The sequence below is a fragment of the Pantoea sp. GABEPS69 genome (assembly GCF_045780835.1).
GTDB classification, from domain to species: Bacteria; Pseudomonadota; Gammaproteobacteria; order Enterobacterales; family Enterobacteriaceae; genus Pantoea; species Pantoea septica.
The window spans coordinates 1,816,136-1,837,181 of sequence record NZ_CP118618.1 but is presented as its reverse complement, the minus strand read 5'-3'; the positions used below and the strand labels follow the sequence as shown (position 1 = coordinate 1,837,181).

Below are 21,046 nucleotides of genomic sequence, written 5' to 3'. Positions count from 1 at the left end.
CTTCCCGGCTTATGTTGCCGGGTCAGCCTCAGTGCTTTTTAATGAAGTAATATTTCAAATCGGTCATATCGAGCGGATCTTTGCCGGTAAAACCGCCTGTCCAGGGTTTTACCAGCCGCACGCTGACGCGGTAATAAACTGGCACAATCGCCGAGTCGTTGTCGAGCTGTGCTTCAGCCTGCTGGTAGAGCGCGGCGCGCGCCGCCTCGCTGCTGGCGGATAAGGTTTGCGCCATCAGACGGTCATACTTTTCGCTGTGGTAAAACGCCGTATTGATAGAGGCGTTGCCGATCAGCATATTCAGGAAAGTGGAGGGCTCGTTGTAATCGGCACACCAGGTGGCACGCACTACGTCATACTGCGCCTGATGGCGCGTCTCCAGCAGGGTTTTCCACTCCTGATTCTGCAGGCTGACCTGCGCGCCGAGGTTCTTTTGCCACATCGAGGCGGCGGCGATCGCCTGCTTTTTGTTTTGATCGGAGGTGTTGTAGAGCAGCGTAAAGCGCAGCGGATGCTGGGCGTTATAGCCCGCCTCGGCCAGCAGTTTTTTAGCGGCCGCGTTGCGTTCCGCCTGGCTCCAGGTGAACCAGGCCGGCGGCGTCAACTTCACGCCCGCCGTCGCAGGCGGCGTCAGGCTATAAGCCGGGATCTGGCCCTGCCCCATGATTTTCTGCGTGATGATATCGCGATCCAGCGTCAGCTTGATGGCGGTACGGACGCGCACGTCGTCAAACGGCGGTTTTTTATTGTTGATCTCGTAGTAGAAAGTGCAGAGCAGCGGGCTGACTTTCACCTGATCGCCCAGTTCGCCCTGCAGCTTACGGAACAGCTCGGGCGGCACCACGCTGTTGGTCATATCGGTGTTGCCGCTGCGATAGCGGTTGACGTCGTTATGGTCCGACTCGATCGGCAGAAAGGTGCCCTGCTCGATTATGGTGTGGGCGTTATCCCAGTAGCCGGGATTGCGCTTCAGCACCAGCTTCTCGTTGATCACCCACTCGCTTAGCAGATAGGCGCCGTTGCCGACATAGTGCTCGGGGCGAGTCCAGGCATCGCCCCACTTCTCTACCGTCGCCGCGTGGACCGGCGACAGCGCGGCGTTCGCCAGCATCGAGATAAAATAGGGCACGGGTTCGCTCAGGGTGACCTGCAAATGACGGTCGTCCAGCGCCCTGACGCCGAGGCTGTCAGGCGCGGCTTTACCGGCCATGATCTCGTCGATATTGCTGAGATGCGCCGCCTGCAGATAGCTGGCATAGGGCGAAGCGGTTTTAGGATCGGCGAGACGTCGCCAGCTGTAAACGAAATCGTGCGCGGTAACCGGCGCGCCGTTGCTCCATTTCGCGTTGTCGCGCAGGGTGAAGGTCCAGACCTTTCCGCTCTCGTTTTGCCACGACTGCGCCACGCCCGGCACGATAGCGCCGGTATTGTCGGTGGTCACCAGCCCTTCCAGCAGGTTGGAGATAATGCGCGATTCCGGCACGCCCTCGATCTTTTGCGGATCGAGCGAAGAGACCTCAGTACCGTTATTAATCACGATATTTTGCGTGGCGGCGAGTTCGGTGCCGGGGGGAACAGTAGCGGCGTGCGCGGCGCCGGAGAGTATCATTAAGCTGAGTGACAGCGGCGTAATCTTCCATTTCATCAAAAAAGTTAACCCTTCTTCATAAGCCCTTTAGCTCATAAGCAAGAAGCGTTCTCACTTTGAGACCAAATGAAAAACTATTGCGCCGAAAATTAGCAGAACGCCGCCTCTGCCGACAAAGTAAAAATAACAAAAATGTTACCTGATTCTCTTTTATCACGTCTTCATGCAGGAGGATAGCGTTAATTTTTGCGCGGAAATAACAGTTATCACCCTGTTTATACAGCAGTTTACCTGTTTTTCCGCGTTAACTCGCGCTTTCTCCGTATTGGCTGCGGAAGAATGCGCAACCCTTCTGCCTTTTTGTTCATTGTGAAAACAAAAAGCAGATAATTGCAGCTTTCATGCCAGTTTATGATGCCATTTCAGCGAGTGCTGACATTTTATGGTGTGAAAATAGTCACAGCGGGATGAGATCGCGTCTGGCGCGACAGGCAGGTAAGTAATTTGCTTAATAATTTTTGCAGCGGATTAAGCCGCAGGAATAATTGCATTATAACGGTGCAATAAAATGTGCAATTGCACCATTAAGAGACATATCGGCGTTTGCGCTGGAAATTAAGCCGCCTTAATTCACCAGCCCAGGAAATAACGCTTTGATGCCGGTTACCACGAATTCAATGCCGAGCGCCATCAGCAGCAGGCCCATAATACGCGTAATCACGTTAATGCCGGTCTGGCCGAGCACGCGCACCATCAGCGGCGCGGCGCGGAACAGCAGCCAGCAGCAAAAGGCGAAGAGCGCAATTGCCACGCTAAAGCCCAGCAGGTTTTGCCAGCTGTGGTAGCGCGTGCTCCAGACTATGGTCGAGCTGATAGCGCCAGGTCCGGCCATCAGCGGCAGCGCCAGCGGCACCACGCCGATACTCTCACGAATGGCGGTTTCCGATTTCTCCTGCTTGTTCTGTTTATCTTCGCCCAGCTTGCCGCTGATCATCGACATGGCGATGGTAACCACCAGAATGCCGCCCGCGATGCGGAAGGAGTCGATGGAGATGCCGAAAATATGCAGGATGGCGTCGCCGAGAAACAGCGAGGTCCAGAGGATAATGGCGACCGCCAGGTTTGCGGTCATATTGGTTTTATTACGCTCAGCCGCCGCCTGATAACTGGTCATGCTGATAAAGACGGGAATAATGCCGACTGGATTCACCAGCGCGAACAGGCCAACAAAGAATTTGATATAGCCCGAAAGATCAAGCAACGCAGGGTTCACGGTTCGCTCCGATGAGGGAAAAGAAATCGCGCTTAATTTACGCAAAAACTGCCGCGTTAACCAGTCAACTAAACAGAAAATTCTGCTGCTTCAGGGCAAAACAGCGAGCCTGTAGCGCCAGCGCGGCGCGCAGAACAGGAGTAAAACCGGTCAACGCGCGCCGCCTGCCAGTCATTGGCAAAAATGGCTGCTGAAAGGTGTCAGCTTGGGTTTAAATTGATCTGAATCAATATTCATCTACCCCATTCCAGGTAATCTTTTCCCATCGAAAGTGATTAGCAAAGTGGTTTGACCCGTGCGAAAACTCTTTCAGTAAGCCAACGAAAATTCTGGCTTTTTGGCTTAGGCCAAAATATTAGCGCAGCATGGCTATAATCAGGACTCCAGGCAGGTTTACTAACAGAGTTTAACTTCCTTCAGGAGAGCACCATGGCCGTTACTAATGTCGCTGAACTTAACGCACTGGTAGAACGCGTAAAACAAGCACAGCGTGAATACGCCAACTTCACTCAAGAACAGGTTGACGCCATCTTCCGCGCTGCCGCCCTCGCCGCCGCTGACGCCCGCATCCCTCTCGCCAAAATGGCGGTCGCCGAATCCGGCATGGGCATCGTCGAAGATAAAGTTATTAAAAACCACTTTGCCTCAGAATATATCTATAACGCTTATAAAGACGAAAAGACCTGCGGCGTGCTGGATACCGACGATACGTTCGGCACCATCACCATCGCTGAGCCTATCGGCCTGATTTGCGGTATCGTTCCCACCACCAACCCGACCTCAACGGCGATTTTTAAGGCGCTGATCAGCCTGAAAACGCGTAACGGCATTATCTTCTCGCCGCATCCGCGCGCCAAAGAAGCCACCAATAAAGCGGCGGATATTGTGCTGCAGGCCGCCATCGCCGCCGGCGCGCCAAAAGATATTATCGGCTGGATCGACGCGCCGTCTGTCGAACTCTCTAACCAGCTGATGCACCATCCTGACATCAACCTTATTCTGGCGACCGGCGGTCCCGGCATGGTGAAAGCCGCTTACAGCTCCGGTAAACCGGCGATCGGCGTCGGCGCGGGCAATACGCCGGTGGTGATTGACGAAACGGCCGATATCAAACGTGCCGTCGCCTCTATTCTGATGTCCAAAACCTTCGATAACGGCGTGATTTGCGCCTCCGAGCAGTCTGTTATCGTGGTTGACGCCGTTTATGACGCGGTGCGCGAGCGCTTCGCCAGCCACGGCGGCTATCTGCTGCAGGGCGAGGAGCTGAAAGCGGTTCAGAACGTCATCTTGAAAAACGGCGCGCTTAACGCCGCCATCGTCGGTCAGCCGGCGTACAAAATCGCCGAAATGGCCGGCATCAGCGTGCCGAGCAGCACCAAGATTTTGATTGGCGAAGTGAAACTGGTAGACGAATCAGAACCCTTTGCCCATGAAAAACTCTCGCCGACGCTGGCCATGTACCGCGCCAGCGATTTCGAAGACGCCGTGGCGAAAGCGGAAAAACTGGTGGCGATGGGCGGTATCGGCCACACCTCTTGCCTCTATACCGACCAGGACAACCAGAAAGCGCGCGTGAACTTCTTCGGCGACCGCATGAAAACCGCGCGTATTCTGATCAACACTCCGGCTTCTCAGGGCGGTATCGGCGACCTCTACAACTTCAAGCTGGCGCCTTCGCTGACGCTGGGCTGCGGCTCCTGGGGCGGTAACTCCATTTCCGAAAACGTGGGACCGAAACACCTTATCAACAAGAAAACCGTGGCTAAGCGAGCAGAAAACATGTTGTGGCATAAACTTCCGAAATCCATCTACTTCCGCCGCGGCTCGCTGCCGATTGCGCTGGAAGAGGTGGCCGCCGACGGTGCGAAACGCGCCTTTATCGTCACCGACCGCTTCCTGTTCAACAACGGCTACGCCGATCAGGTGACGCGCGTGCTGAAATCGCACGGCATTGAAACCGAAGTCTTCTTTGAGGTTGAGGCTGACCCGACGCTGAGCATCGTGCGTAAAGGTGCCGAGCAGATGAACAGCTTTAAACCTGACGTGATTATCGCGCTGGGCGGCGGCTCCCCGATGGATGCGGCGAAAATCATGTGGGTGATGTACGAACATCCGGAAACCCACTTCGAAGAGCTGGCGCTGCGCTTTATGGATATCCGCAAACGTATCTATAAATTCCCGAAAATGGGCGTAAAAGCGCGCATGATCGCCATCACCACCACCTCAGGCACCGGTTCGGAAGTGACGCCGTTTGCCGTCGTGACGGATGACGCTACCGGTCAGAAATATCCGCTGGCGGACTACGCCCTGACCCCGGATATGGCGATTGTCGACGCCAATCTGGTGATGGACATGCCGCGTTCGCTCTGCGCCTTCGGCGGTCTGGATGCGGTAACGCACGCGCTGGAAGCCTATGTCTCTGTGCTGGCTAACGAATACTCTGACGGCCAGGCGCTGCAGGCGCTGAAACTGCTGAAAGAGAATCTGCCAGCCAGCTATCAGGAAGGGGCGAAAAACCCGGTGGCGCGTGAACGCGTGCACAACGCCGCCACTATCGCCGGTATCGCTTTCGCGAACGCCTTCCTTGGCGTCTGTCACTCTATGGCGCACAAGCTGGGTTCCGAGTTCCATATCCCGCACGGTCTGGCCAACGCCCTGCTGATTGGCAACGTTATCCGCTATAACGCTAACGATAACCCGACTAAGCAGACAGCGTTCAGCCAGTACGACCGTCCGCAGGCGCGCCGCCGCTACGCGGAAATCGCAGACCATTTAGGTCTGGCGGCGCCTGGCGACCGCACCGCGCAGAAAATCGAGAAGCTGCTGGCGTGGCTGGATGAGATGAAAACTCAGCTGGGTATTCCCACCTCTATCCGTGAAGCCGGCGTGCAGGAAGCGGACTTCCTGGCGAAAGTCGACAAGCTGGCCGAAGATGCCTTCGACGACCAGTGTACCGGCGCTAACCCGCGCTATCCGCTGATCGCCGAGCTGAAACAGATTATGATGGATACCTTCTACGGCCGCGAATACGCCGAGCCCTTCGCCGATGTGGCGCAGGCACAGGCCGCACAGCCGGTGAAAATGGAGAAAGCCGAAAAGAAAGCGAAAAAAGCCTGATAACCGGCCTGTAAGAAAAAACCCGCTTCGGCGGGTTTTTTTATGGCTGTCGGGAGTCGGCGTCAGCCAGGTTTTTGCTGGCCGTAGATGCCGGCCAGCGACCCCTGCTCTATCGCCTGCTTGTAATGCTTGCGGCATACCGAGATATAACGCTCGTTGCCGCCGATCACCACCTGCTCGCCCTCGCTGTACGGGCGGCCTTCGGCGTCGAGCCGCAATACCATACCTGCCTTGCGACCGCAGTGACAGACGGTTTTCAATTCCACCAGCTTGTCGGCCCAGGCAAGCAAATACTGGCTACCGCCAAAGAGTTCGCCGCGAAAGTCGGTGCGCAGTCCGTAGCAGAGCACCGGGATATCCATATTGTCCACGACGTCGGAGAGCGCCTTAACCTGATCGCGCGTCAAAAACTGGCATTCGTCTACCAGTACGCAGTGCACTGGCTGGCGCGCATGTTCCGCCGCGATCTCCGCATCCAGCTGCGTTTGCGCGTTAAACAGCGCTGCCGGCGAAGAAAGACCAATACGCGAGCTGACCTTGCCCGCACCGAAACGATCGTCAATTTCAGCGGTATAGACCAGAGTTCTCATACCGCGTTCCTGATAATTGTAAGACGACTGTAATAGCGCGGTGGATTTCCCTGCATTCATTGCGGAATAATAAAAATAGAGCTGAGCCATTAGCGTGGTTTCTCAAAGCATTGCAAACAGAATGGGCGGAATTCTATCACAGATAAAGGCAAATTATGGCGGTGATTATTTCGTACAGGCTGTTTACAACTTCGCCAGCAAGAGAAAAAACGCGCTTCGTCTTTGCCTTTTTTTTTAATCATTTGTACCTGAACTTTATTGTAAAGCGGCACCTTGCCTCGCTGGTTCTGGCCTTACGTCACTCTGAAAACGCTGCTCACTTTAACGTTTCAGATTTTTCATAACGTGCCGACGCGCGAATATCAACCGCCTTATCGTTTCATTTGATTAAACCTCAGCGGAAAAATTAATTATCATTCTTTACCGTTCCACTTATTTTACTATTGCAGTAATTTTTTGCCGCCACTATTATTAGCTGGCAGAACACCTCTTCATTAATATATTCAGAGATCAGGACAATGAGCGAAGCACTAAAAATCCTTAATAATATCCGTACATTACGCGCGCAGGCTCGAGAGTGTTCACTGGAAACGCTGGAAGAAATGCTGGAAAAACTCGAAGTCGTGGTTAATGAGCGCCGCGAAGAAGAGACGCATGCTAAAGCGGAAAGTGAAGAACGCACGCGCAAACTTGAGCAATACAGAGAAATGCTGCTGGCGGATGGAATCGATCCCAATGAGCTGTTAAGCACAATTGCTGAAACTAAAGCGCCAGGTAAAACTAAACGCGCTGCGCGTCCGGCTAAATATCAGTATGTCGATGAAAACGGCGAAACCCGCACCTGGACCGGTCAGGGTCGTACGCCTGCGGTAATCAAAAAAGCGATCGAAGAAGAAGGTAAACAGCTGGACAGCTTTCTGCTGTAATAACTGATAGTGCTTCAATCATTTGGGTCACCCGGTTAGGTGACCCCGGATTAATCAGGGAAAGGAAGCGCAGGCTTCCTTTTTTATCAGACGTTATAAAACTCACGATACCAGCTGACAAAGCGCGCTACGCCCTCTTCTACGCTGGTCTGCGGCTTAAAGCCAATCGCCTGATATAGCGCCTCGGTATCTGCGCTGGTTTCCAGCACATCGCCAGGCTGCATCGGCAGCAGATTTTTCTTTGCCGTTACGCCCAACGCTTTTTCAATTGCCTCGATATATTTAATCAGGCTGGTCGGCTGACTGTTTCCGATGTTATATACGCGATACGGCGCAGAACTGGTGGCAGGCGAGCCCGTTTCCACCGTCCAGCTTTCATCGCGCTGCGGAATAACATCCTGCAGGCGCACAATGGCTTCGGCAATATCGTCGATATAGGTAAAGTCGCGCTTCATTTCGCCGCGGTTATAGACGTCGATCGCGTCGCCGGCGATCATGGCGCGGGTAAATTTAAACAGCGCCATATCCGGACGACCCCATGGACCATATACGGTAAAAAAACGCAGGCCGGTGGTCGGCAGGTTATAAAGATGCGAATAGGTATGCGACATTAGCTCATTGGCTTTTTTCGTCGCTGCGTAAAGCGAAACCGGATGATCGACGCTGTCGTCCGTCGAAAATGGCATTTTACGATTCAGCCCATAAACAGAACTGGAGGATGCGTAGAGCAGATGCTCGATTTTATGATGACGGCATCCTTCAAGAATATTTAAATGCCCAATCAGGTTGGCGTCGGCATAGGCATGAGGGTTATCGATAGAATAGCGTACGCCCGCCTGCGCGCCCAGATGAATGACGCGTTGAAACGCATGTTGTTCGAATAACGAGGCCATGGCGGCGCGATCCGCCAGCTCCATTTTAATAAACCTGAAGCTGGGGTGCTGTGCGATTAAATCAAGACGAGATTGTTTCAGGCCGACATCATAATAGTCATTAAGATTATCGATGCCGACAATCTGGTGACCGGCGGCCAGCAAGCGTTGAGTGACGTGAAATCCAATAAAGCCTGCGGCGCCGGTGACCAGAATGTTCATACTTCCCTCGTTAATTACGCAATTTGAATAGACGCTCCGCGGCCGATTGCATAATAAACAAAACCGCGTTTGCTGATACGCTCTGGATCATACAGGTTGCGACCATCAAAAATCACGGGTTCTTTAAGGGAATTTTTAATTACGTCAAAGTCCGGCGCACGGAAGTTCTGCCACTCGGTGCAGATGACCAGGCCATCCGCGCCCTGCAGCGCCGCTTCTTTGGTGCCCATCAGCTTCAGATCGCTGCGGTGACCATAGATGCGCTGCGCTTCGTCCATCGCTTCCGGATCGAACGCCTGAACGCTTGCGCCTGCTTCCCACAGCGATTCCATCAGCACGCGGCTAGAGGCTTCACGCATATCGTCGGTGTTAGGCTTAAACGACAGACCCCAGACAGCAAAGGTTTTACCGCTCAGATCTTCGCCGAAGTGGCGTTTGATAAAAGCGGGCAGCTTGGTTTTCTGGCTGTCGTTAACATCTTCCACCGCCTGCAGCAGACGCGGCTTATAGCCGATCGACTCAGCGGTACGGATCAGCGCCTGCACGTCTTTCGGGAAGCAGGAACCGCCGTAGCCGCAGCCTGGGTAGATGAAGTGGTAGCCGATACGTGAGTCAGAACCGATGCCCTGACGCACTTTCTCGACGTCCGCACCCAGACGTTCGGCCAGGTTGGAGATCTCGTTCATGAAGCTGATTTTGGTCGCCAGCATGCAGTTCGCCGCATACTTGGTCAGCTCCGCGCTGCGGATATCCATAACGATCATTCGGTCGTGATTGCGGTTGAACGGCTCATAGAGTTCGCGCAACAGCTCTTCGACTTCCTCATTATCCGTACCCACCACGATGCGCTCAGGACGCATGCAGTCGTTGACGGCTGCGCCTTCCTTGAGAAACTCCGGGTTAGATACCACGTCAAACGTCAGGCTGACGCCGCGATCGCGCAGGGTCTCTTCCATCACGCGACGCACTTTATCCGCTGTTCCAACGGGAACGGTGGATTTATCAAGCACAACCTTGTGATCCTTCATGTGCTGCGCAATGGTACGAGCAACGGCGGTCACATATTTAAGGTCAGCCGAACCGTCCTCATCTGGCGGCGTGCCCACGGCGATAAACTGCATTACGCCGTGATTGACGCCCTCTTCCGCATCTGTGCTGAACTTAAGGCGACCCGCCTCATAGTTCGACATAACCAGCGGCGTAAGGCCGGGTTCAAAAATGGGGATGATGCCTTTTTTCAGGTTTTCGACTTTTTTCGCGTCGACATCAATGCAGAGAACGTCATGTCCGACTTCGGCCAACACCGCAGCCTGAACCAGACCGACATAGCCGATACCAAATACAGTGACTTTCATTGAGTTATCCTGTGTTTATGAATTACTTTTTATTGCCAACTGCGCTATCGAGCCACTGAGAAAAATCTTTGCCCAGCACTGGATGGCGAACACCGTACTCAACGAATGCCTGCATATAACCGAGTTTGTTACCGCAGTCATGGCTTACGCCTTTCAGGTGGTAAGCTTCAACTGTCTCTTTCTCCATCAGCATGGCGATAGAGTCGGTCAGCTGTACTTCGCCGCCTGCGCCCGGAGGGGTTTTCGCCAGCAGAGGCCAGATGTCCGCAGAGAGAACGTAACGGCCAACAACCGCGAGGTTAGACGGCGCTTCGGTGGCTTTCGGCTTCTCAACCACGCCAACCATCGGCGCGCTGTCGCCCGGCTGCAGCTCTGCGCCCTGGCAGTCAACTACGCCGTAAGCGGTGACGTCCGCGACCGGCTCAACCATAATCTGGCTGCGGCCTGACTCGTCGAAACGGCTCAGCATTTCCGCCAGGTTATCTTTGGTCGGGTTGGATTCATACTCGTCGATAATCACGTCCGGCAGGATTACCGCAACCGGCTCGTCGCCAATCAGCGGATGCGCACACATAACGGCGTGGCCCAGGCCTTTCGCGATGCCCTGACGCACCTGCATGATGGTCACGTGCGGCGGACAGATGGACTGGATTTCGTCCAGCAGCTGACGCTTAACGCGTTTTTCCAGCATCGCTTCCAGCTCAAAACTGGTATCGAAGTGGTTTTCAATGGAGTTTTTAGAAGAGTGCGTAACCAGCACAATTTCGTTAATTCCTGCTGCGATGCACTCGTTAACGACATACTGAATTAACGGCTTATCGACCAGCGGTAACATCTCTTTCGGAATCGCTTTTGTCGCAGGGAGCATACGGGTGCCCAAACCTGCTACAGGGATTACCGCTTTTTTTACTTTGGACTTATAGGCAGACATCAAGATACCTCTCTTATAGGCCGTTCAAGTTAATACTTGATATGTCGGTTGAAATTCGGGAATGAGTATATCAGTTACCATCGAACGGATTTATCCTGGAAGGAGTCAATCCGCAGAATTTAAGACTATTACCCAAGTGTAAAGCTAACCTCTGGACCTGTCTTCAGACCCCGGCGAAATTAAATTTTTTCGCCTATTCATCAGCCGATAACATCAGGCGGATCCTGCCTCCAGCGCCCCAGACGTGGCATTGCCAGCTGTCGGCGCGCTGGCTGATTTGGTTAAGATGGGTGCTTCCCATAGTGCCAAGGGGAACGCCGTTACTGAGTTGAATTTGGTGGGCGTGAACATGAAGCGTGGCGTTTAATCCAGCAGAAACCAGAATCAGGTTTTGAAAGGTGCGGTGGTAATAGCCGACCAGCAGCGGAAACTGCCCGCTCAGATTGGCCTGACGCAACAGCAGATTCACCTGGCGCAGCAAACCGTTTAACTCCGGCAGCCGCTGTTTTTGGCCGGAAAGCTGCTCCTGCAGCAGACCGTTGAACAACGCGCGCAGCAGCAGCGCGGCCAGCACGCCGTTATCGCCGGCGCGCGTGACGTCAAGACAGTAAAACGCGAGATCGTTGTCGGAGAGCGCCGCGATATCCAGCACGAGTCCCGGCTGTTCGGCCATGGTGAGCTGTCGGTAGTTGACGCGGCAATTGGCCACCGTCTGCTGTACCGGCGGCTGAAGCTGTTTAAGCAGCTTCGCGGCGGCGGCCGGGTCGCGCACCAGCGCATCCCAGTCCTGAAACAGCTGCTCGTCCTCTTCCACCTTAGAGGTGAACATTGAAGGATAGAGACATTCATAGACCGCTTCGCGGAAGCGCTCGAAATTTTTCAGCGGCTTAAGCAGCACATCCTGTACGCCGAGGCGCAGAACATGGGCGATATCCGCCATATTTTCCGTCGCCGAGATAATCAGAATCGGCACGCTGTTGCCGCGCGTGCGGATATGCTCGACAAACTGAATGCCGTTCATACGCGGCATTTCCAGATCGCAGATCACCAGATCTACATCGTGCTGCTGCAGATAGCCAATGCCATCAATACCGTCGCCGGCTTCAAACGTACTGGCGCCGAGCGCCAGCAAGAAGTTGTTTACCAGAGAACGGAAAACGACCTCATCTTCGACAATGAGTATCTTTTTGCCGATTAGTGGTTTCTCCATTCTTTCCCCCTGCGTACCAGATCAATCAATAGTGGTTCATAAAACGCAGTTGCGCCTTTCAGAATTAGCCGAAGTAACACCTGTGAATGAACAACCTGATTATCTGTTTCGCACCAGCGGTAATAGTTCATCCATTTTTTTCTCAACGGCGGCCCTGCCTGCCTCGATGGCCTCTTCTGCGCGATGAAAGTCCAGCGTCGAAATCTGCGGACAAAACGGCTGAATCAGCACATCGGGAGGATCGCCTGCCATACGGTTACGCTTCAGGCGATTTTCCAGCACCTGGATGGATGTCGACATAATCTCCATCGCACCCGGCGTTTGTGTGGTGCGGCGATGGGTCAATCCCACCAGCCGCTGACGTATTTTTTTAGCCCAACTCAGGGCCGCGGCCGAAACCGCTTCGTCGCTGTTCTGCGGCGTAACAGACAGGAGATCCTGCTGCATCAGATGCGCGTCATGCTGAAGATCGACAGCGATAACGATATCCGCACCAAGGGCGCGCGTAAGCGAAACGGGTACGGGATTCACCACCGCGCCGTCCACCAGCCAGTAACCATTGTAGCCGACCGGCGGCAATAAGCCTGGCATACTACAGGATGCGCGCACAGCCTGATGCAGATCGCCCTCAGTCAGCCATAATTCCCGGCCGGTGCTGAGGTTGGTCGCTACCACGCCGAACGGCTTGCCGCAGCTCTCAAGGCGATGTTGAGTAATCAGCTGACGCACATGGTTGAAGACGCGCTCGCCGCGCAGCAAACCGCCGCGCTGCCAGGAGAGATCCATCAGACGAATAACATCCCAGTAGCGAAAGGCGCTGACCCACTTCTCCATCTGCGGCAGGCGGTCGTTGACATAAGCCGCGCCGACCAGCGCGCCGACGGAACAGCCTGCTACCACGTCGATTTCGACGCCCGCTCGCGTCAGAGCGTTGATGACACCGATATGCGCCCATCCTTTGGCTGCGCCTGACCCTAACGCCAGTCCGATTTTAACCTTTCTCATTTACCCTCTGTCGCCAGCGACTGTGCATAGCTTCACTGCGCCAGGTCGGCTACCATATGGCGTCATCTTAATTTATCGCTCACAGGAGTTATTGTGTCCGAACCCTGTCCTTGCTGCAGCGGGAAGCAGTATAGCTTATGTTGCGCGCCCTTTCTGACGGGCGAACGGCTGCCTGAATCGGCTGAACAGTTAATGCGCTCGCGCTATACCGCCTACGCCAGGCAAAACAGCGACTGGCTGGTCGCCAGCTGGCATCCCGACAAGCGTCTACCCGATATGGCGCAGCGATTATCCGAAAGTTTCGCCGGTACCGAGTGGCTAAGCCTGAATGTAACCTGTTGTAATCATGGAAGCCATGATAATGAAGCTTTCGTCACTTTTTTTGCGCGTTACCGCGAAAATTCGCAGATAAGCGCAATCCACGAGCGTTCTCGCTTTCTTCGCGAGGATCATCGCTGGTACTATGTCGATGGAACGGCGCCCGCCGTAGGGCGCAACGATCGCTGTCCTTGTGGCTCCGATAAAAAATACAAGAAATGTTGCGGCTGAACAGCATACGGCCCAACGGTTTTACCCAATCGCTTTGACAGGACTCTGATCGAGATGCAAGCGCAAACTATGCAACGAAAAGTTTTACGTACCATTTGCCCTGACGCGAAAGGTCTCATCGCTAAAATCACCAATATTTGCTACAAGCACGAGCTGAATATCGTGCAAAACAATGAATTCGTTGATCATCGCACCGGCCGCTTTTTTATGCGCACCGAACTTGAAGGCATTTTCAACGATAATACGCTGCTGGCGGATTTAGACAGCGCGCTGCCGACCGGATCGACGCGCGAGCTGAACAGCGCTGGCCGCCGTCGCGTGGTGGTGCTGGTCACTAAAGAGGCGCACTGTCTGGGCGATCTGCTGATGAAGAGCGCGTTCGGCGGACTGGATATGGAGATTGCCGCGGTTATCGGCAACCATGACACGCTGCGTTCGCTGGTTGAGCGTTTCGATATTCCTTTCGTGCTGGTCAGTCATGAAGGGCTGTCGCGCGAAGAGCACGACAACCTGATGGCGAACGAGATCGACCGCTACCAGCCTGATTATGTGGTGCTGGCGAAATATATGCGCGTGCTGACGCCCGCCTTTGTACAGCGCTATCCAAACCAGATCATCAATATCCACCACTCGTTCCTGCCGGCGTTTATCGGCGCGCGTCCTTATCATCAGGCCTACGAGCGCGGCGTGAAGATCATCGGCGCAACGGCGCACTACGTGAATGATAATCTGGACGAAGGACCGATCATCATGCAGGACGTGATTAACGTCGATCACAGCTATACGGCCGAAGAGATGATGCGCGCCGGGCGCGACGTGGAGAAAAACGTGTTAAGCCGCGCGCTCTATAAAGTGTTGGGGCAGCGCGTATTTGTTTACGGCAACCGCACGATTATTCTTTAAGCGCATCGGGCGCTGAATTGTTTGTGAATTCAGCGCCACGGGCAAAAAGTGGGCAAACGGTTCACATTTTTCAGTTGGGCGCTTTACACGCTGACCGCATTTGGTATGATGCGCCCCGCTTTAAGGCACAATGATTCAGGCCAGTGGTGGGATTCCCGAGCGGCCAAAGGGAGCAGACTGTAAATCTGCCGTCACAGACTTCGAAGGTTCGAATCCTTCTCCCACCACCATCTGAATCGTTTCTTCGCCTTACCGGTCATTATCAGCATTTCCCAGGTGGGATTCCCGAGCGGCCAAAGGGAGCAGACTGTAAATCTGCCGTCACAGACTTCGAAGGTTCGAATCCTTCTCCCACCACCATCCTTGCATACTCTCCCGTATTAAACTTACTCTCGTGATTCTCCCGACACCTCGGGGAGAAGGATGAGAAGCTTCGACCGAAGGTTCGGGTCGAGCGCAGCGAGACAACGCGCACCGCGCGGCCCGCAGGGTGAGGCGCTACGCGCCGAATAATCCTTCTCCCACCACCATCCTTGCATACTCTCCCGTATTAAACGCACTCTCGTGATTCTCCCGACAGGTACCGCACGCATCCCCATGACTTTTTGCTAAAAAATCGCTACCATCCGGCGCAACATTCTCAGCACACTGGTCCACGCCATGAAATTTGTTTCATTCAACATCAACGGGTTGCGCGCCCGTCCCCACCAGCTTGAAGCGCTCGTCGAACAGCATCAGCCTGACGTTATCGGCCTGCAGGAAACCAAAGTCCATGACGATATGTTTCCGCTCGAAGAGGTGGCGAAGCTCGGCTACAACGTCTTCTATCACGGCCAGAAAGGCCACTACGGCGTGGCGCTGATGACCAAAGTGCAGCCCGTTTCAGTACGTCGCGGCTTTCCCGGCGACGATGAAGAGGCGCAGCGCCGTCTGATTATGGCGGAGATCCCGAGTCCGATCGGTGATATCACGGTGATCAACGGCTATTTCCCGCAGGGCGAGAGCCGCGACCATCCGACTAAATTTCCGGCGAAAGAGAAGTTCTATCGCGATCTGCAAGCCTATCTTGAGCAGAGCCTGCTGGCGGATAAGCCCGTGCTGATTATGGGCGACATGAATATCAGCAGCACCGATCTCGACATCGGCATCGGTGAAGAGAGCCGCAAACGCTGGCTGCGCACCGGAAAATGCTCTTTCCTGCCGGAAGAGCGCGAATGGATGGATCGCCTGCTGAAGTGGGGACTGGTGGACACCTTCCGCGAAAAAAATCCTGAGGTGAGCGATCGTTTCTCCTGGTTCGACTACCGCTCAAAGGGGTTCGACGACAATCGCGGGCTGCGCATCGATCTGCTGCTGGCCAGCCAGCCGCTGGCCGCCCGCTGCGTGGAGACGGGAATCGACTACGACATTCGCAGCATGGAAAAACCGTCCGACCACGCGCCGGTCTGGTCGACCTTCGAGTTGTAATACGACGGCGTGGCCGAATGCCACGCCGTTTACTTCACGATTTTCCAGATCAGCGGATTGGTGCCCAGCACCTTTTCGTCCCGGGCGCACTGCAGCAGCACCCCTTCCGATTTCACCACCGCGCCCTCGCTGTAGTTACGATTCTCGAAAATACAGCACTGCTGACAACTGGGCGCGCCGCTCTGATTTTGCGTCCAGACTTCAGGCGGCATATCCACCACCACATCCGCATTGCCGCCCGCGCTGTACTCCTGCTGATGCCCGTGCGAGGGGCTGGCAGCGGCGCTGCCGCTCACCAGCGCCGCGATAAAGCATAAACCTGCGCTATAACGCATTATTCGCTCTCCTTCACTTTTCGTTTCGCCGTTCGTTTAGGACGTTTCTTCTGCCCTGAAGCGGGCAGTCCGCGAAAGGCCATCGCGCTGGGCTGCTGGCGCGCCTGATGGATCAGCTCGGTCAGCGTGCCGACCAGCGGCTGCATAAACTCCTCGTAGCGGCACGCCTTTTCGCTGATGCGCGTCAGGGTCGACTCCCACTGCGCCGTCATATCGGGACGCGCCGCCAGTTCCGGCAGCGAGTGGATCAGCGCTCGCCCTGCAGGCGTCGCGTTGATATAGCGCCCGTTTTTCACCAGGAACGCGCGGCGGAACAGCAGCTCGATAATCCCGGCGCGCGTGGCCTCCGTTCCTAAACCATCGGTCGCGCGCAGCACTTTCTTTAATTCTTTATCCTGCACAAAACGGGCGATACCGGTCATGGCGGAGAGCAGCGTCGCATCGGTAAACGGACGCGGCGGCTGCGTCTGCTTCGACAGCACCTCGCCCCGCTCGCACAGCAGTTGATCATCCTTCGCGACCACCGGCAGCGGCGTACCGTCGTTTTCCTCGTCGCGCTCTTTGCTACCCAGCAGCGCGCGCCAGCCCGCTTCGGCAAGAAAACGCGCTTTGGCGACAAATTTGCCGCCCGCGATATCCAGCTCGATAACGCATTTGCGGAAAATGGCGTCAGGACAGAACTGCATCAGATACTGTCGGGCAATCAGGGCGTAAACGTTCTGCTCGTTCTCCGTCAGCCGCACCGCGCTGGCGCGCGCGGTAGGGATAATGGCGTGGTGCGCGTCTACTTTTTTGTCATCCCAACAGCGGTTGCGGCGATCGGCGCTAAAGTCGTTCGGCGGCGACATGGCGCCCGCGTGCGTCTGAATCGCCTTCAGCACCGCATGGCGGCCGGCAAAGTGCTCTTCCGGCAGATAGCGGCAGTCGGAACGCGGATAGGTGATCAGCTTATGGGTTTCGTAGAGCTTCTGGCAGGTGTCCAGCACCGTTTGCGCGCTCAGTCCGTAGCGCTTCGCCGCCTCGATCTGCAGACTCGAGAGCGAGAAAGGCAGCGGCGCGCCCTCGCCTTCGCGCTTATCGTTGTAGCTGGTGACCAATGCAGGCTGGCCCGCGATGCGGGCGACCACATGATCCGCCAGCGCGCGATGCAGCAGTCGCCCTTCTTCATCCTGCCAGGGTTCGCAAGCATCGCTGGGCACCCAGCTGGCGATGAAGCGCTGCTGGTCCGGCGTGACAATATGGGCTTTGACTTCGAAATAATCTTTGGGGACGAAGTTTTCGATCTCTTCGTCGCGGCGCACCACCAGACCCAGCACCGGCGTCTGCACGCGACCCACCGACAGCACGCCGTCATAGCCCGCGTTGCGCCCCAGCAGCGTCCAGGCGCGCGTCATATTGATGCCATAAAGCCAGTCGGCGCGCGCGCGCGCCAGCGCCGAGACGCAGAGCGGAATAAATTCGCGGTTTTCGCGCAGGCGGCTGACCGCCCGCTGCACCGCCTGCGGGTTCAGGTCGTTGATCAGGCAGCGCTGAACCCGGCTGCGTTTTTCCGCCGGCAGCTGCAGATAGTCGAGCACTTCGTCCACCAGCAGCTGACCTTCGCGATCGGGGTCGCCCGCATGCACGACTTCGCTGGCCTGCTTCAGCAGCTTCTCAATGACTTTAAGCTGCTTCGCCACCGAGGGACGCGGCTGCAGCTGCCATTTTTGCGGGATGATCGGCAGGTCGGCCAGCGACCAGCGCGCGTAGCGGCTGTCGTAGCTGTCCGGCTGCGCCTGCTCCAGCAGGTGCCCGACGCACCAGGTGACGACCTGATCGTCGCCGCAGGCGATAAAACCCTCTCCGCGACGATGGGGCTGGGGCAACACATCGGCAATCGCGCGGCCAAGGCTCGGTTTTTCCGCAATAAACAAACGCATGAGTCAGCAAGATCCTTTACTTCAGGGTATGAGGGCCATTCGGCTAACGCGACAGAGGCGCAGCGCTATCTTAGACGTTTCCTGATACGGAGGTAAGCTCTGGCGGGTCACTTATGGATCGGTCGCGCAGGATCCGCGCAACCCGCTACGCTGCACGGAAAGAGAGATGGCGTCGGCTAGAAATAGCTGACGAAAGGCGCGGTGTCGGGATGAACCACGGTGGTGCTCGATTTTAGCTGCGGCGTGCCAAGATAGAGGAAACCGACGATAGCGTCCTGTTCGCGGCAGTTGAAGGCGCTGCGCACGCGCGCGTTGTCGGTCCAGGGGCCGCTGCGCCAGATACCGTTGAAGCCCTGCGCTGCTGCCGCCATCTGCATCGCCATTACCGCGCAGCCCGCCGACACCACCTGCTCCCAGCGCGGCACCTTGGGATGATCTTCGCAGTGGGCGACCACGGTAATGATCATCGGCGCGCGGAACGGCGAACGCGCCGCTTTATCGATCGCCTTCTCCTCCAGCTGCGCCTCGCGCGCCGCCTCTTCCAGCAGCGCGCTCAGCCGATCGCGCCCTTCATTCTCGACGATAACGAAGCGCCACGGCTGCAGCGACTTATGATCCGGCGCGCGCATGCCGGCGCGGATAATGTTCTGCAGGCTTTCGCCGGCGGGCGCCGGTTCGGTCAGCCGCGAGGCCGAGCGACGATTAATCAGTAATTCAAGTGCATCCATGATTTTCTCCTGATGTCATAACGCGTTGGCTAATCCTGGCACAGCCTGATCTTTTGTAACAGTCCGCCGCGATTTCCTGCTGACATTTTCCACGCCGCTCTTTAGGATGAGGGCGTCATGGAAGGCGGAGCCGCACGGCGACCGCTTTCCGCTAGCGAAAATGGAGAATCTGATGCGCACATTGTGGCGAATTATTGCCGGTCTGTTCCGATGGACATGGCGAGTGCTGAATTTTATCAGGGAGTTTATTCTCAATCTGTTCCTGATCTTTTTAATCCTGGTCGGCGTCGGCATCTGGCTGCAGGTCAGCGGTTCCGGCAGCAGCTCGACGCCGGTGCAGCAAGGCGCGTTAAAAGTCGATCTTACCGGCGTGCTGGTAGATAAGCCTTCGGTCAGCAACAAGCTGAGCAAACTGGGTCGTCAGCTGCTGGGCGCAAGCAGCGATCGCCTGCAGGAGAACTCGCTGTTCGACGTGGTGGACGCCATCCGTCAGGCCAAAAGCGACAAAAACATCACCGGCATGGTGCTGGATCTGCGCGATTTCGCCGGCGGCGATCAGCCCTCTCTGCAATACGTCGGCAAAGCGCTGCGCGAATTCCGCGACAGCGGCAAGCCGATTTTTGCCTTGGGCGATAGCTATAGTCAGGCGCAGTACTATCTCGCCAGCTACGCCAGCAAAATCTATCTCTCGCCGCAGGGCACGGTCGATCTGCACGGTTTCGCCACCAACGGCCTCTACTATAAAACGCTGCTGGATAAGCTGAAGGTTAACTCCCACGTCTTCCGCGTCGGCACTTATAAATCGGCGGTCGAACCTTTCCTGCGCGACGATATGTCACAGGCGGCGCGCGACGCTGACAGCCGCTGGGTCGGTCAGTTGTGGCAGAACTACCTGAATACCGTAGCGGGCAACCGTCAGATTACGCCGGATCAGCTGTTCCCAGGGGCGGCGGCGGTGATCGCCGGACTTGAGGCGGTAAACGGCGATACCGCCAAATATGCGCTTAACAATAAGCTGGTGGATGTGCTGGACAGCCGCGCGGCGGCCGATCAGCAGCTGGTGAAAACCTTCGGCTGGGATAAAGCCAGCAACGACTACCACAGCGTCAGCATCTATGACTACAACGTGAAACAGCCGACCCAGCAGGATGGCAATATCGCGGTGGTAATGGCGAGCGGCGCGATTATGGACGGCGAGGAGACCCCCGGCAATGTCGGCGGCGACACCACCGCCGCGCAGATCCGCGATGCGCGCCTCGATCCCAAAATCAAGGCGATTATCCTGCGCGTCAACAGCCCTGGCGGCAGCGTTACGGCGTCCGAAGCGATCCGTGAAGAGCTGGCCGCCGCACATGCGGCCGATAAGCCCGTCGTGGTTTCTATGGGCGGCATGGCGGCCTCAGGCGGCTACTGGATCTCAACGCCAGCGGACTACATCGTCGCCAGCCCGAGCACCCTGACCGGCTCCATCGGCATTTTCGGCGTCATCAATACGCTGGAGAACAGTCTGGACAGCATCGGCGTGCATACGGACGGCGTCGCCACCTCGCCGCTGGCGGACGTGGCCTCCACCAAAGCATTGCCGACTGAAGTGCAGCAGCTGATGCAGCTGACGATTGAAAACGGCTACCGCAACTTCGTCGGTCTGGTCGCCGCTTCGCGCCATAAAACGCCGGAGCAAATCGACGCTATCGCGCAGGGCCACGTCTGGACCGGCAGCGACGCTAAAGCCAACGGCCTGGTAGACGCGCTGGGCGACTTTGACGATGCGGTGAAGAAAGCGGGCGAACTGGCTAAGGTCGCGAAGCCGCAGCTCACCTGGTATCAGGATCAGCCGGGCATGTTCGATATGCTGCTCAGCCAGGTCAACGCCTCGGCGCAGGCGGTGCTGCCGACCACGCTGAAAGCCTGGCTGCCCGCGCCGATGCTGGACGTAATGAGCGCCATGAAACAGCAGCCCGGTCTGCTGAATAACCTCAACGATCCGCAAAATCGCTATGCGTTCTGTCTGAACTGCGGCGAAGTGCGATGAAGCTCGCAGCCCGGTCCTCGATCG

Annotated in this window: 17 protein-coding genes, 2 tRNA genes and 1 other RNA gene; 9 read left to right on the top strand and 11 right to left on the bottom strand. The window is 56.1% G+C overall.

The window, feature by feature from the left end:
* Positions 1-28: 28 nt before the first annotated feature.
* The gene (locus tag PVE98_RS09060) at positions 29-1,645 is read right to left on the bottom strand and encodes an ABC transporter substrate-binding protein (protein WP_096073263.1); all 1,617 of its coding nucleotides are present in this window, start codon (positions 1,643-1,645) and stop codon (positions 29-31) included.
* A 568-nt stretch (positions 1,646-2,213) separates the two neighbouring features.
* Positions 2,214-2,861: a YchE family NAAT transporter gene (locus PVE98_RS09055; RefSeq protein WP_033747940.1), complete on the bottom strand. Its 648-nt coding sequence runs from the start codon at positions 2,859-2,861 to the stop codon at positions 2,214-2,216.
* Positions 2,862-3,290: 429 nt separating this feature from the next.
* Here PVE98_RS09055 and adhE point away from each other — a divergent pair, with 429 nt between their 5' ends.
* Positions 3,291-5,978: a bifunctional acetaldehyde-CoA/alcohol dehydrogenase gene (adhE, locus tag PVE98_RS09050; RefSeq protein ID WP_096073264.1), complete on the top strand. Its 2,688-nt coding sequence runs from the start codon at positions 3,291-3,293 to the stop codon at positions 5,976-5,978.
* Between the two features lie 62 nt (positions 5,979-6,040).
* On the opposite strand, the gene tdk is transcribed toward adhE, so the two are convergent.
* Entirely contained in the window at positions 6,041-6,658 is a 618-nt protein-coding gene (gene tdk / locus PVE98_RS09045; protein ID WP_096073265.1) for a thymidine kinase, read from the bottom strand.
* A gap of 428 nt (positions 6,659-7,086) precedes the next feature.
* On the opposite strand from tdk, the gene hns reads away from it, so the two are divergent.
* Positions 7,087-7,494, top strand: a complete 408-nt coding sequence (hns, locus tag PVE98_RS09040; RefSeq protein WP_033746720.1) for a histone-like nucleoid-structuring protein H-NS — start codon at positions 7,087-7,089, stop codon at positions 7,492-7,494.
* A gap of 86 nt (positions 7,495-7,580) precedes the next feature.
* Here hns and PVE98_RS09035 read toward each other — a convergent pair whose 3' ends face one another.
* From PVE98_RS09035 to rssA, 5 genes are all read right to left on the bottom strand, one after another.
* Complete coding sequence (locus tag PVE98_RS09035; RefSeq protein WP_033746716.1) at positions 7,581-8,588, bottom strand: NAD-dependent epimerase; 1,008 nt, start codon at positions 8,586-8,588, stop codon at positions 7,581-7,583.
* Positions 8,589-8,602: 14 nt separating this feature from the next.
* Positions 8,603-9,943 (bottom strand): UDP-glucose/GDP-mannose dehydrogenase family protein, encoded by a 1,341-nt coding sequence (locus tag PVE98_RS09030; protein WP_033746713.1) that lies wholly within the window; start codon positions 9,941-9,943, stop codon positions 8,603-8,605.
* 22 nt (positions 9,944-9,965) lie between these two features.
* Positions 9,966-10,874, bottom strand: coding sequence for a UTP--glucose-1-phosphate uridylyltransferase GalU (gene galU, locus PVE98_RS09025; protein ID WP_033746712.1), 909 nt, complete (start codon positions 10,872-10,874; stop codon positions 9,966-9,968).
* Between the two features lie 193 nt (positions 10,875-11,067).
* Positions 11,068-12,084, bottom strand: a complete 1,017-nt coding sequence (gene rssB / locus PVE98_RS09020) for a two-component system response regulator RssB (protein ID WP_033746709.1) — start codon at positions 12,082-12,084, stop codon at positions 11,068-11,070.
* Positions 12,085-12,183: 99 nt separating this feature from the next.
* Positions 12,184-13,089, bottom strand: a complete 906-nt coding sequence (gene rssA / locus PVE98_RS09015; RefSeq protein WP_096073266.1) for a patatin-like phospholipase RssA — start codon at positions 13,087-13,089, stop codon at positions 12,184-12,186.
* A 93-nt stretch (positions 13,090-13,182) separates the two neighbouring features.
* Here rssA and PVE98_RS09010 point away from each other — a divergent pair, with 93 nt between their 5' ends.
* From PVE98_RS09010 to xthA, 6 genes are all read left to right on the top strand, one after another.
* Positions 13,183-13,638 (top strand): YchJ family protein, encoded by a 456-nt coding sequence (locus tag PVE98_RS09010; RefSeq protein WP_033746705.1) that lies wholly within the window; start codon positions 13,183-13,185, stop codon positions 13,636-13,638.
* 54 nt (positions 13,639-13,692) lie between these two features.
* Entirely contained in the window at positions 13,693-14,541 is an 849-nt protein-coding gene (purU, locus tag PVE98_RS09005; protein WP_033746703.1) for a formyltetrahydrofolate deformylase, read from the top strand.
* Positions 14,542-14,686: 145 nt separating this feature from the next.
* A tRNA-Tyr gene (locus tag PVE98_RS09000) sits at positions 14,687-14,771 on the top strand.
* Positions 14,772-14,816: 45 nt separating this feature from the next.
* Positions 14,817-14,901 (top strand) — tRNA-Tyr (locus PVE98_RS08995).
* A 42-nt stretch (positions 14,902-14,943) separates the two neighbouring features.
* Positions 14,944-15,071, top strand: a non-coding RNA gene (locus PVE98_RS08990) — RtT sRNA.
* Positions 15,072-15,201: 130 nt separating this feature from the next.
* Positions 15,202-16,008 (top strand): exodeoxyribonuclease III, encoded by an 807-nt coding sequence (xthA, locus tag PVE98_RS08985; protein WP_096073267.1) that lies wholly within the window; start codon positions 15,202-15,204, stop codon positions 16,006-16,008.
* 29 nt (positions 16,009-16,037) lie between these two features.
* On the opposite strand, the gene PVE98_RS08980 is transcribed toward xthA, so the two are convergent.
* The 3 genes from PVE98_RS08980 to PVE98_RS08970 all read right to left on the bottom strand — a co-directional run bounded on the left by PVE98_RS08980 (position 16,038) and on the right by PVE98_RS08970 (position 18,990).
* Positions 16,038-16,343, bottom strand: coding sequence for a YnjH family protein (locus PVE98_RS08980; protein ID WP_033746699.1), 306 nt, complete (start codon positions 16,341-16,343; stop codon positions 16,038-16,040).
* Positions 16,343-18,262 carry a DNA topoisomerase III gene (locus tag PVE98_RS08975; RefSeq protein ID WP_033746697.1) on the bottom strand — a complete coding sequence of 640 codons (1,920 nt, stop codon included), beginning with the start codon at positions 18,260-18,262 and terminating at the stop codon, positions 16,343-16,345. Before PVE98_RS08975 ends, PVE98_RS08980 begins: the two co-directional genes overlap by 1 nt.
* 176 nt (positions 18,263-18,438) lie before the next feature.
* Entirely contained in the window at positions 18,439-18,990 is a 552-nt protein-coding gene (locus PVE98_RS08970; protein WP_033746695.1) for an NAD(P)H nitroreductase, read from the bottom strand.
* 172 nt (positions 18,991-19,162) lie between these two features.
* On the opposite strand from PVE98_RS08970, the gene sppA reads away from it, so the two are divergent.
* Entirely contained in the window at positions 19,163-21,022 is a 1,860-nt protein-coding gene (gene sppA / locus PVE98_RS08965; protein WP_096073906.1) for a signal peptide peptidase SppA, read from the top strand.
* The last annotated feature ends 24 nt before the right edge of the window (positions 21,023-21,046 follow it).